Here is a 13,065-nt window from a genome sequence, read left to right as displayed (position 1 = left end):
ACCACGTTTTAATTACTGCATATGAAAAATTACCTTGCTCCATTCCTGTTGCTATTTGCTATTGATACTGCCGTATCCGCGCAATCGGGGCCTGTCAAGTTTACCAGACAGGTAGTATCGGCAGAAAGCTACGAATCGGTGGCCGTATTTGATGTCAACAATGACCATATCCCCGACCTCGTATCAGGTGCCTACTGGTACGAGGGCCCGACTTATTTTAAGCGGCACTACATTGGGCCGGTAAAGCAGTATGGCGAATACTGGGACGATTTTTCCACCATTCCGTTTGATGTCAACGGCGATGGCCATATGGATTACATTACCGGTGGATGGTTTGGGAAAACACTGGTGTGGAAGGAAAACCCGGGGAATGACCAGGAATGGAAAGAACATATCATTGCCCAGCCGGGCAATATTGAAACCACCCGTGCCTGGGATATTGATGGCGATGGGATACCGGAAATAATACCCAATACACCGAATGAGCCGCTGATCATTTACCGGCATATAAAAGGCAGTGATCAGTTTTCTGCGCATAAAATACTGGACCAGCCTTCGGGCCATGGATTAGGATGTGGCGATATTAATGGTGATGGAAGAAAAGACCTCGTGGTACCCGGTGGCTGGCTGGAAGCGCCGGCAGCGCCCTTTACCGGCCGCTGGACTTTCCACCCGGAATTTAACCTGGGTACCGCTAGTGTGCCTGTTATAGTAGCTGATGTAAACGGTGATGGGTTGGCCGACCTGGTGGTGGGACAGGGGCATGGATATGGGCTGGATTGGTATGAGCAGCAGAAAGATACTAAAGCGGCTAAACGTAGCTGGATCAAACATGCCATCGACCCCTACAACTCCCAATACCATACCATGGCCTGGGTAGATATAGATGGCGACGGTGCGCCGGAATTGGTAACGGGTAAGCGTTACCGCGCGCATAATGATCATGATCCCGGATCGGCTGATCCTTGTGGCATCTATTATTTTAAATGGAACGGCGGTTCTTTCACCAAGCAGGTGATTACTTACGGAGAGAAAGGGGCAGGGCTGTATTTTGATATATACGACCTTGCCGGCTCCGGCAAAAAAGATGTGATCGTAGCCGGCAAGGACGGATTATTTATTTTCAGATCTTTATAAACTCTACTCGCCTGTTATTGGCTTTTCCTACTTCGGTGCTGTTGTTGTCGACCGGTTGCGATTCACCTTTACCATTTGTTTCCATCCTGGCGGCATCGATGCTAAAGTTGCTGACCAGGGCTGTTTTTACCGCAGCAGCACGGCGTTTAGACAGGTCCATGTTGGTTTGGTCGCTGCCATCGGCATCGGTATGCCCTACAATATTTACCCGTACAGCGGGGTTTTCAGAAAGCACAGCAGCAATGTCTTTCAGCGCGCCGTACGACTCCGGCTGGATCGCATCGCTGTTGGAGGCGAACAGGATACCATGGGTCGTGAACTTCCCCTCTGTCATCAGTTTATTGCGGGTATCAGGCGCGCCTACCGCCAGGCGGATATTGCCCAGATAGAAGGTGCCGCCCTGCTTGTCGTAGTCCGGGGCGTAAGCCGCGAAGGTGAGGGCATTGAGCACGGCACCGGCGTCCAATGCACGGGGTAAATCCAGGATTTTGGTACTGTCGAGGTATACCCGTACCCGTTGTTTCTGACGCCAGATGGATACCCTCACCGCATTTTTCTTAGGCACGTTGAATACCGGCAGGGTAGACAGGGAATTGTTACCGATTAAGTTAGACGAATATTGCAACTGGCCATCACCAGACGATTTCGGGTACAACGACACCTTGAAAGAGGGAACATCGGTGACCAGGCTATAGGTGCCGTTCTGGAATTTATCGTCCGCGGTAGCTGCTTTCAGCAGCGAGATCGTAAATCCGCCGATGGCGGCAATACCGTTGCTGGCCATTACATCTGCCTGTAAAGTAAAATTATCCGGCAGGTTGCTGGTAATGTATTCGGGGAAGAAAATGCCATCCTGGGAGATGCTCAGCCATTTTCCCGGACGGTTGCTTACCGTTACGATCTCTGCGCCGGAATGGGTATTCCATTGGCCGGGAAATTCGCCGACAGGATCCTGGGCAAAGTTTTCCTCTACGATGATCTTCTCTCCCGGAACAAAATCAAAACGCGAGTATGCGGTGATTCCTGTCGTAGTATTCGTATTGGCTTCCCCGTTAGATACAGTAGTGCTGCTGCCGGTACCGGCAGACGTGGTAGTGGTGGCAGTGGGTTTATCCGCCGGGGCACTGTCCTTTTTCTTGCCTTCGGTGGCTTTGTCAATGGTCTGATCTATCTTATCATTGACTTTCTGTTGTACTTTGTTTTTCAGACGATCCAGGAACTGTGCATGTGTACTATGTCCCAGGCTACAAACAATTACTGCGATGACTAGCTTTTTCATGAGGTGCTTATTTCATATAAGATGATGCAAGATAAGCATGTTGCCTGTCGCAGTAAAATCATTTTTACGTTATTCCGACCGGTGGTTAGCCAGCCAGTTTTCTATAGCGGCGCCTATATTAGCCGTTAACACGGTTTCATTATCCTTACCGTCTTCAAACCAGTGATTGGCTCCTTCGTTGTCCTGGCGTCTTTGCAGGTGAATAGTTTTCTCCGGGATCCGGACAATAAACCCATTTTCGTTTTCCTGCCGCACAGATATTTCGTGGTTGTCTATTTCAACTTGAAAAGTACTCATAGCTATAAAGTTTATTTTACCGGTACAATCATTATGCCCTCTATATATTATATGCAGTATGGTTGAAGGTTTTTTTGTTTCTTCGCAGTCGAGTCCTCTTTATCCTATTTTAAGAATATCAAAAGGTGCGTATGATTATTAAAGAGTTACCTGTTGTCATTGAAACCCCGAAAGGGAGTAGTGAAAAATATGATTTTGACCCGGTCACACGTTTTTTTGTACTTAGCAAGATGTTGCCCGCCGGAATGGTATTCCCCTATGATGTAGGTTTTATCCACGGTAGCAGGGGGGAAGATGGAGACCCGCTGGATGTACTGGTGATTTCTGAATTCAAAAGTTTTCCCGGCTGCCTGATCAAATGCCGGCTACTGGGCGCTATTAAAGCTGAACAACGGGAAAAGGATGGCACCGCCAAGCGCAACGACCGCTACATCGCCGTGCCTGTGGTTTCCAAGGCATTTAAAGGAGTGGATGTGGTATCTACCCAAACCATCCGGGAAATAGAGGCCTTCTTTATGGCCTATCATGCACAGGATGGTAAACAGTTTAGCCCGTTAGGCTATATTGAAGCGGCGCCGGCATATGAACAGATAAAATTTGCGGATAAATAAAACCATTCCCTCAGCGGTAAAACCCCCTTCAGCGCGCGATATGGATGATGCTGCCAGTCCATATACTCCCCATTATATGTTTCGACACGATTATTGTTATCCTTCTAAGCGGGAAGCAGTACAAAAGCTGCTTCCCCGGTAAAAGGCCCTTGTAGTGCCAGGCCCGGACAGCCGCCATCAGCATAAACAGGCCGGGAGCAACAACAGGAGTTCTACCATTTATCAAGAGAAAAAAGAGTACTGTGCTGCGTTTTCTGTGCATTTTTTTACACAATTTTTGTGTTGGATTGTGGAATTTTAATGGCAGGCGGTCACAGGAAATCAACCAACGTATTTACTATTTATATTTTTTGCGCGATGATGAACGCCCCTCTTACGGCAACTTTAAGAGAAGAAACAGCAGCGTATGGATTTCTCTCTGGCGGAAGTGAAACAGGTGAACTGATCCGTTCTTTCAACTGGGATGCATCCGCCCTGGGGCCGGTTAATCAATGGCCGTCTTGTTTAAAGACCTGTATACGTATTTTGCTTACTTCCCCCCAACCCATGTTTTTATGGTGGGGACAGGAAGGTATCCATCTTTACAACGATGCCTGTAAAGCTTTACTGGGCGACAAGCATCCGGCTGCAATGGGGCAACCGGCAGCAATAGCCTGGGGCCGATTGTGGGAACAACTGCAGCCGCGGTTCAGCAGCCTGCTGAATGAAGAAGCCGTTGCTGCAGGTATACCACTACTCCAAATAGTACAACAGGAGGGGATATACTACTATTTCAGTGGTAGCCCTATCCCGGATGAAACCGGCCATATAGCAGGCGTACTGGCTATTGGCGCTGCTGCAAATAACAGTCACCCGCCACTCACTTATAGCAAAACAGATGTCAGTGGCTTTACCCGCAGCCTGCTACACCATTTCGATGATATTATTGCGCAAGCCGGCTTAACCCTGGTGGTTAATTTTGATCCTGTTACTCCAGACGTATATATTGACCGGGATATGTGGGAGAAAGTATTGTTTATCCTGCTCACTAACGCGCTCCGGTATACGTTGCAGGGCGGGGTAGCGGTAAGACTTTCCCAAAGCGACGGCACCCTGCAACTGACCGTATCCGACTCGGGTATTGGTATGAGTCACGCCATGCAAACCGCTATCGGGGAACGTTTCCTTCGCGGAGACGCGCCGAAAACAGGGCTTGCCCTGGTGGATGAACTGGTGAAGCGCGATGGTGGCACGTTTAATATGAGTAGCACCGTGGGAGAAGGCAGCGTTTTTCGTATTACCTTCCCCGTTGGAAAAGAGCACCTGCCCGCAGATAAAGTGGTCAATGGCGATGCCGCCGTCGTTTATAAATTATATCCTGGTTTCACACCGCATAGGGTATCCGATACCGGGGTAACACAGCAGGAGATGTCCCATTTGGCTGCCATCGTGGAATTTTCCGATGATGCTATTATAGGAAAAACGCTGGATGGGATCGTAACCAGCTGGAACCCGGCGGCAGAGCGGTTATTCGGATATACTGCTGAAGAAATGATTGGTACCTCTATCACCCGGATCATCCCACCAGATAAACTAATGGAAGAACCGGTCATCCTGCAGCAACTAAGGGCCGGTCAGCGCATCGACCATTTTGAAACCAAACGCATGACCAAGAGCGGCACCCTGCTCGACATTTCCCTGACCATCTCTCCCGTAAAAGATTTACAGGGAAATATTATAGGCGCCTCCAAGATAGCCCGGGATGTTACCCATCAACGGGAGCTGTTTTCTGCCCTGAAAGAAAGTGAATCCAAATATATGCAACTGGCTTTCAAGCTGGAGGCCATGGTAGAACAACGTACCAACGAACTGCTGGAAGCCAATTTCTATCTCCGGAAATCCAACCAGGAGCTGGAACAGTTTGCCTACATTACCAGCCACGACTTACAGGAACCCCTGCGTAAGATCCAGACTTTTGCTGGCATGTTGTACAACAACAGTAAAGATGTTTTACCGGAAACCTCCCGCATTTATATTGATAAGGTGATGCTCAGCGCCAAACGGATGTCGCAGCTGATCAGCGAATTGCTCGATTACTCAAGGCTCATCCACGTGAAAGATCCTTTCGTGGAAACAGACCTCAACGATATATTGGTAAAGGTGCTGAACGATTTTGAGGTGCTGATCGGCCAGCGTGACGTACAGATCAACATCGGCAACCTGCCCTGCTTAATGGCCAGCCCCCTGCAGATGAACCAGTTGTTTCATAACCTCCTGGGAAATGCCATCAAGTTTTCATCTTCCAGGCGGAAACCGGTGATCGAAATCTATGCAGAGCGTTTGGGCGTTGCCGATATTGCCGCTTTGCCTGAGCTGGACACGGGCAGGGAGTACAACGCCATTGTTGTAAAAGATAATGGTATCGGTTTTGACCAGATCTATTCCGATAAAATTTTCCAGATATTCCAACGCCTGAACGACCGGACTGCTTTCGAAGGTACCGGTATTGGCCTGGCATTATGCAGTAAAATAGCCATTAATCATAAGGGGATTATTTATGCTACCGGGATACCCGACCAGGGCGCCTGTTTCCGGGTGATCTTACCAGTGTAGTGATGTTGTAATATTGTTAATTGTGGGCATTTTAAGCAGGGAATGTGCGCGCAGGATTTTTCCGGGAGCATTTCCTGGTGTAATATTGCAATTGTTACAACAAAAAAAGAAAATCGTGTGTTTTTATAGGTGATATAACACAGATAGTAACTTATATTTTCCTGCCATTAAAACTACCCTGTGATGAGAGAGAAAATCAGTTGTTTATTAATTGATCCGGACCGCGACCGGCGCAACCAGTTTTACCTTGCCCTCGATCTCCTGATGATCAGCAAGGCGTGCATTGCCCAGGACAATACCAGCAAGGCATTGGATTACCTCAAAAAGCATGATTTTACCCCGAACTACATTTTCCTGGACAGTTTACATCCATCGGATGAAGGCGTGGCCTTTTTACGGGAACTCCGGAAAATAAAGCGACTGAAACAGGTCCCCCTGATCTGGTACGCGGCTTCCCTTGACAACGGGCAGCGGCAAGCCATCCGGGAAGCTGGTTTCGCGGCAGGAATCGTCCGGCAGGCCAATCTCCTCGACCTGAAAGCCAATCTCCAGGTGCTTTTCCAGAGCGAATTAACGGAAGTGGCTATCCCGGAAGAAGTATCTGCTACGTCGCGGTTCAGGCAGAAAATGCGGGAGGTATTCCAGCAAACGCAATCCCTGATGGAAGCGCCCGAACTGGTCCCGGTTTCCTGAGTACTTTACTCCGCCTGCAAGGCTTTTACTGGATTGGCCCTGGCTGCCCGGATTCCCTGGTAGCTGATAGTGCCTATGGCAATGACCATCATCAGTAGCCCGGCGCCACCGAACATCCACCATTGCAGCTCCACCCGGTAGTCGATGGAATGTAAAGCCGCGTGCATCGCAAAAATGGCCAATGGTATGGTCACCAGGAAGGCAATGCCCACAGGCTTCAGGAATTCTTTCGCCAGCATAAACCAGATCGTGCCGGCACTGGCGCCCATTACCTTGCGGATGCCTATTTCCTTGGTACGTCTTTCTGCCAGGAAAGCAGATAATCCAAATAATCCCAGGCAGGAAATCAGGATAGCGAGGCTGCCCGTCCAGTTGAACATAAACCCGGAAGAACGCAGGCCATTGAATTTCTGCTGGTAAGCTTCTTTAGTAAAATGAAATTCGAAAGGGAATCCGGGACTGGCTTTCTTCACGGCTGCTTCAATCTTGCTAAGCGCCTGTTGTGGATCGCTGGCTTTGTGGAGGCGGACAAAGGTATGTCCCATGCCGCCTTTGCCCAGGTAAATCACCATGGGTGGGGGCGAGCGGAAGGGATCGTTTGCCACGAAATCCTTTACTACGCCTATAATCGGGTTGCTGCCCAACAGGGTACCTACTACCGGTGGTTTGAGTCCCATTTTCTTTACAGCGGCTTCATTTACCATACATCCCAGTGAATCGCTGCCATAGTCAGCGCTGAAGTCGCGGCCGTCTGCCAGTTGAAGTCCGGCGGTTTTTACCCAGTCATATTGTACCCAGGTAACGGTAAACTCGAAATCCTGGTCCGGCGTTTTCCCCGGCCATTGTATGCCGTTGGTGCCGCCGCCAAATCTTAACAGGTCGTCGGTACCTGCGGATACGCTTTCTATTTCGGGAATGGCCAGCAGGTCGGTTTTCAGCAGCGCTTGTTTGCTGCCCATGTCGCCCCGGACGGGTATTTCCAGCAGGTTGTCCTGGTTATAACCTACCGGCCTGTTTTGGCCATGCTGCAATTGTTTGTAGATAACGATGGTAGTAATAATAAGAAAGGTGGAGATGATAAACTGGAAAGTGACCAGGCCTTTGCGAAAAAGGCCACTGCCTTTTTGTTGGGTAACGTTGCCTTTCAGCACTTTTACCGGCTGGAAACTACTCAGGAAAAAGGCGGGGTAGCTGCCTGCTACCAGGCCGGTCAATAGTAAGAGGGATAGCAGTCCTGCCCATATTTTCCACTGGAGAAAATTAAAGGCAATACTTCTGCCGGATATACGATTTAATCCCGGGATGGCCAGTTGGGCCAGCAGTATCGCCAGTACCATGGCCAGGAAGGTAATGATCAGCGCTTCTACGAGGAACTGTAATACCAGGCTGCGTTTGCCAGCGCCCAGGGCTTTGCGTACGCCTACTTCCCGCGCCCGCTGCTCAGAGCGGGCGGTAGAGAGGTTCATAAAGTTGATGCAGGCAATCAGTAAAATGAAGAAGCCAATGAGGCCCAGGAGCCAGATCAGCTCAATGCGGCCGCCACTGGGCTTCCCGTTTTTGAACCCGCTATGCAGGTACCGGTCGGTCAATGGAAAACCAAACAGTTCAGCGGTTTTCTCATCTGAGGCCTGCTGTATCACGGGCTTTACCTTTTGATTAAATACAGCCAGGCTGCTCCCGGGTTGCAGCATTACCCAGGTTTGAAGGCGGTTGTTGTCCCACCGGTCAATCCAGTCGGCATTGGATAAACTAAAGAGGCGGAAGGGGAGTAATATATCAAAATGCACGGTGCTGTTGGGGGGCACATCGCGGATCACGGCAGCCACCTTCAGGTCGTGCTGCCCGTTGTGATGCACTATTTTTCCCATGGGATTTTCCTGGCCAAACAACCTGCTGGCGGCACTCTCTGTGAGAACAATATTGTCAGGTTCCTGCAGGGCGGCCACGGGGTTACCGCTTATGGCGGGAAAGGTAAACATATCCAGGTAATGTGCATCAATGTATATGCTTTCCTGGTAGATGTTTTTGGAGCCGGTACCAATCAGTTCCTGGCCGCCGAAGCCACAGCGCGCGGTATATTTTATTTCCGGAAGTTGCGCCTGCAGCCGTGCTGCCAGCGGCCCGGGTGTTACGTCGCCTACAGAAATGCCATCGCCCCGTTGTACACGCTGCATCATCAGGTAAATATGGTCCCGGTTTTTATGGAAGGTATCAAAACTGTATTCATCATTGATCCATAAAAGGATGATAATCCCGGTAGCCAGACCAATACTCAGTCCGCCCACATTGACCAGGGTAGATAATTTGTTTTTCAGGAGGTTCCTCCATCCATGCCGGTAGTAATTTTTGAGCATATACAATAGGGTGAGATGGTTAAAAACTGATTTCTTCTACGCTGCAATCGCCGGATATCACATGCCGGTTGCTGCCCTGTGGCGAATCCATAGACACCGACAACGATAAGTTGCCTTTGCCTTTGTAGAGCTTATAACGTTCGGAGAGCATCAGGTTGCCCTGCCGGTCTTTTACGGTAATAACGTGTACGCCCGAACGGAGCGGGATGAAAAGGGTTTTTTGCTCCAGGCCGGCCTCCCCGCATTCGGGCGGCCGGGAAAAAGCAGGGAGCGTACCTTTCAGGGTATCGTTGATATAAAGGTAATAGGGACCGCCATTCTGCCGGCTGGTCCAGAAATAGCCCCTCAAAGTGCCTCCATCCGGTCTGCACCGGCTGAGAAGTAACAGCCCGAAGGAGGCGAGGAGGAGTGTAGCTATTTTTTTCATGTACAGTTATTTAGGAAGCAATGGAAACTATTCCAAAATAACGTCAGGGAAGGGAGGGTAAAACGGAAATGTGACGGAATGAGAAGATGCTGTGACGAAAGTAACAATATTGATGGGGGACTAAGTCCCCCATCAATTAAAAAACGATGGTTATGCGTTGTGGACGTGGGAAGGCCGCAGGCTCCAGGCAATGCCACCCGCAACCAGCACCAGCAGCAGGATAGAAGAGATGCCCGATATTTTTCTTCCCAGGAAGAAAGTCGCCGGTTCAAACTTAAACTGGATATCATGTTTGCCGGCAGGTATCTTCAATCCACGCAGGGCATAGTTCACCCGGATAACAGGGGTTTCCTTACCGTCGATATATGCCTTCCATCCGGCCGGATAGTAGATGTCGGAAAATACGCCGAGGCCTTCGGCGGAATTTTGTGCGGTATACTGCAGCTGGTTCAAGCCATATTTGGTGAGCACAATCCGGGCGCTGCTATCGGCCGCCGGTGTAAAAACGCCGGTAGTGGCTTTGAAGCGCTGATCGATGACAGCGGTATCTTTCGGGTTGAAATGATCCAGTGCCTTCATTTCGCTATTGGCATCGGGCGCCCATTGAATGGCTTTTACAAACCAGGCATTGCCCAGTGCTCCCGGATTTCGCTGTGCTACCGGCTGGCCTGATTGCGGATCGGCCACAATAAAGTACCGGGTATTGAGCATATTGAGCACCGCCATATTGTTTTTAGACAGCTGGTGCTCAATCAGGTCTTCATAGATCCAGAGTTTGGCCGGACTTTGTCCGCCGATAGATTTATGAAAATAGGAGGTGTTGGCATCGAGGAAGGGATTCGTGGTAGCGTTGAGTACCCGGTAATATGGGTCTTTATCCTGCAGGATTTGTTCGTCCGCTGAGGAAGGAGCTATGTAATTGGCCAGCTGGGCAGCCTCAGAAAAATTATCTTCACTCATATAGGTTTTATCGAGCTGGAACAGGTCGAACAACGTTACCGCGGCTACGATGATGACGGCATAGGTAGCTTTCAGTTTACCTTTCAGGAAATACCACAGGGCGGCAAATACGACCAGTATCAGTGCCATCGCCCGGAAACCATCAGCACGCAGGATAGCGCTACGGTCGCGCTTCAGGGCGCCCAGGAGCTGTGCGGCGGCAGCATCGCCTCCCAGCATGCGGGAGTATCGCGCCAGGAAGGAGGCGTCGCCGGGACCGCTGAAAGGGTAGAGCACACTGCCACCAATAGCGAGGATAATGACCAGGCCCCCGGTTACAAACAACGCCATCTTCAGGTGTTGTTGTAAAAATGCTTTGGCAGCATCGCCATATACCAGCTCCTGTAATGCCATGCAAGCCAGTATCACCATACTTACTTGCGGGATGGCCAGCGCCATAGTCGGGGTGCGGAACTTACTGTACAGGGGCAGGTGATAAAACAGGAAGTTGTTCAGCTCCGGGAAATTGGCTCCCCAGCTCAGCAAAATACCAATAATGGTAGTCGCCACCAGCCACCATTTATGCCAGCTGTTAACAATGAACAGCGAAAGCACAAACAGGAAACAGATAATGACGCCTATGTAAGCAGGACCGGAGGTAAAAGGCATCGCACCCCAGTAGAGTTGCCAGCTGGCGCTGTTCACCGCTTCCTCGGCCTTCGCTGCCGGCACGCCTATATCAGTTAACGCTTTATAGGTATTTGAAGAAGTAGACAGCTTTTCGCCGGTAGCACCGCCTACCAGGTGCGGCAGCAATAAAGTGAATGTTTCACCCTTGCCGTAACTCCACTGGAAAGCATAGTCGATGTCGAGTCCGCCGGATTTCTTGTTGTTTTTGTCTTTCTGGTCCAGTGTTAATTCCGACTGGCTGCCACGGATGGTATAATGGGTATACTCATTCATGATCAGCAGGTTGTCCATGGCAGGTAATACCGCCAGGATACCGGCTATAACCAATACGGCGCTGGCTTTGAAGTAGGCGGCTAGCTGCCGCTGCCGCCAGGCTTGTACTCCCGCCGCAACAGCCAGGCATATGGCCATGATCAGGGTATAGTAGGTAATTTGCGGGTGGTTATTATAGATCTGTACCGCCGCGGTCAGGGCAGTGAGTACGGCGCCCGCCACGTATTTTCCCCGGTAAGCCAGTATAATACCACCCAGTACCGGCGCCATATAAGCCATGCTCATTACTTTGGTAATGTGGCCGGCATCCATACTCACTACGGTAAAAGTGGCAAAGCCATAAGCGATGGCGCCTGTAATCCTTATCCAGTATTTTACCTCTATCACACAAAGGAATACATACATGCCCATCATTAATACAAAAAACATATCTACCGGGTTAGGCAGGCAAAGGGTAAATACCTGGTTGAGGTAAGCCACCTTATTGGTAGAAGGGCCGGTATAAATAACATAGGTAGGCATACCACCAAACATGCTGTTGGTCCATAAGGGCAAATCGCCGGTGGATTGGTAGTAATCCGCCGCCTCTTTTTGCATGCCTTTGTAGTGCATCATGTCCGACTGAAAGAGCTGTTTTCCCTCTAACACAGGGCTGCAAAATGCAAAAGCCAGGGCAACAAATATCATTAAAGCAGCCAGGTGGGCAGTTAAAGCTTTAAATAAGGTTGATTTCATATTTGCTTGATTGTGAAATTGTTTTATGGGCTTATTGAAGTGCTGCTTTATGCATATTCGTTCTTACGAGATTACTTGATCACCATGAGCCGGACATATTCCGTTTGCCCGTCGCCGTTATAGTGACCAACTCATTCCAACCGAAATACAGGCGTTTTTTATTTCAACAGCTCCAGGGTGTGTTGCACCTGGTTAATCCCTCCCTGCCAACCTTCGTGACCCGGGATCAGGTAAGCAGGATGAGGAAACTTGTCGCGCAGTTTTTGAAGGGTGGCAGGATACGCCTGCAGGTTACCATCTCCCGTAAATCCGATGTTGGTAGCATCCATACTTTTTACCAGGCATCCGCCATAAAGTACTTTCGCTTTGGGAAACCATACCACGATGTTATCTCTTGTATGGCCTTCGCCTGGATAATAAGTTTGCAGCTCCAGGCCCTTCACACGGAAGGTGGTATCTTTATCAAAAACATATTGGGCCTGTGGTTCCTGGTTTATCTTACAGAGTTCCTGCGTAAGTTGGGAGGTATAGGTTTTAACGCCCAGCTTTTTCAGGTAGTCGAGACCTGCGGTGCGGTCGGCATGAAAGTGTGAGGCGATACAAAGAATAATTTTTTTATGATGACGCTTCTCCAGCGTATCTACCAGCTGTTTGGTTTGTTCCTCGCTCCACGGCGTATCTATCAGCACAATGCCATCGGGTGTTACTACATACAAACCGTTGGCAGGGAGTATGGCATTTTTATATTTTCCGTAGGAGATGTGTACATAGAAATTACCGGTGAGGTGCTGCGTTTTTATCCGCAGGGTAGTATCCGCGGTAAAGGCCATGGCAGAAAAAGCGGTGAACAGGCACGCGATAAAAGATATGATTGTTTTCATGATATGATAAGCTAAGTATTAAAATTCAAAATTAGGGTATTGCCAGTGCCTGCAAAATTTAAATTTTACCGGAGGAAGGCTCGTTTTCGCACAAATACCCGGGCAATCCGCAGAAATATTTATATATTCAGCCGTTGTTGAAATCGGGAATGGGAGC

Annotated in this window: 10 protein-coding genes; 4 read left to right on the top strand and 6 right to left on the bottom strand. The window is 49.5% G+C overall.

The window, feature by feature from the left end:
• Positions 1–21: 21 nt before the first annotated feature.
• Entirely contained in the window at positions 22–1,137 is a 1,116-nt protein-coding gene (locus HGH91_RS05730; RefSeq protein WP_168737463.1) for an FG-GAP repeat domain-containing protein, read from the top strand.
• Here HGH91_RS05730 and HGH91_RS05725 read toward each other — a convergent pair.
• Positions 1,124–2,416 (bottom strand): OmpA family protein, encoded by a 1,293-nt coding sequence (locus tag HGH91_RS05725; RefSeq protein ID WP_168737462.1) that lies wholly within the window; start codon positions 2,414–2,416, stop codon positions 1,124–1,126. The two genes, HGH91_RS05730 and HGH91_RS05725, sit on opposite strands and share 14 nt — an antisense overlap.
• 69 nt (positions 2,417–2,485) lie before the next feature.
• Complete coding sequence (locus HGH91_RS05720; protein WP_168737461.1) at positions 2,486–2,713, bottom strand: hypothetical protein; 228 nt, start codon at positions 2,711–2,713, stop codon at positions 2,486–2,488.
• A gap of 131 nt (positions 2,714–2,844) precedes the next feature.
• Here HGH91_RS05720 and HGH91_RS05715 point away from each other — a divergent pair, with 131 nt between their 5' ends.
• From HGH91_RS05715 to HGH91_RS05705, 3 genes are all read left to right on the top strand, one after another.
• A complete protein-coding gene (locus HGH91_RS05715; protein WP_168737460.1) occupies positions 2,845–3,324 on the top strand; it encodes an inorganic diphosphatase in 480 nt (159 codons plus the stop codon).
• A 357-nt stretch (positions 3,325–3,681) separates the two neighbouring features.
• Positions 3,682–5,916, top strand: a complete 2,235-nt coding sequence (locus tag HGH91_RS05710) for an ATP-binding protein (protein WP_168737459.1) — start codon at positions 3,682–3,684, stop codon at positions 5,914–5,916.
• 183 nt (positions 5,917–6,099) lie between these two features.
• Positions 6,100–6,609: a hypothetical protein gene (locus HGH91_RS05705; protein WP_168737458.1), complete on the top strand. Its 510-nt coding sequence runs from the start codon at positions 6,100–6,102 to the stop codon at positions 6,607–6,609.
• A gap of 5 nt (positions 6,610–6,614) precedes the next feature.
• On the opposite strand, the gene HGH91_RS05700 is transcribed toward HGH91_RS05705, so the two are convergent.
• The 4 genes from HGH91_RS05700 to bla all read right to left on the bottom strand — a co-directional run bounded on the left by HGH91_RS05700 (position 6,615) and on the right by bla (position 12,908).
• Positions 6,615–8,963 carry an ABC transporter permease gene (locus tag HGH91_RS05700; RefSeq protein ID WP_168737457.1) on the bottom strand — a complete coding sequence of 783 codons (2,349 nt, stop codon included), beginning with the start codon at positions 8,961–8,963 and terminating at the stop codon, positions 6,615–6,617.
• Between the two features lie 19 nt (positions 8,964–8,982).
• Entirely contained in the window at positions 8,983–9,390 is a 408-nt protein-coding gene (locus HGH91_RS05695; protein ID WP_168737456.1) for a hypothetical protein, read from the bottom strand.
• A 150-nt stretch (positions 9,391–9,540) separates the two neighbouring features.
• Positions 9,541–12,027, bottom strand: a complete 2,487-nt coding sequence (locus tag HGH91_RS05690; RefSeq protein ID WP_168737455.1) for a YfhO family protein — start codon at positions 12,025–12,027, stop codon at positions 9,541–9,543.
• 158 nt (positions 12,028–12,185) lie between these two features.
• Positions 12,186–12,908: a BlaB/IND/MUS family subclass B1 metallo-beta-lactamase gene (gene bla, locus HGH91_RS05685; RefSeq protein ID WP_168737454.1), complete on the bottom strand. Its 723-nt coding sequence runs from the start codon at positions 12,906–12,908 to the stop codon at positions 12,186–12,188.
• Between the last annotated feature and the right edge of the window lie 157 nt (positions 12,909–13,065).

The organism is Chitinophaga eiseniae (genome assembly GCF_012641265.1).
GTDB classification, from domain to species: Bacteria; Bacteroidota; Bacteroidia; order Chitinophagales; family Chitinophagaceae; genus Chitinophaga; species Chitinophaga eiseniae_A.
Note: the sequence above shows the minus strand (reverse complement) of the source record. Positions and strands in the feature narration are given on the sequence as shown.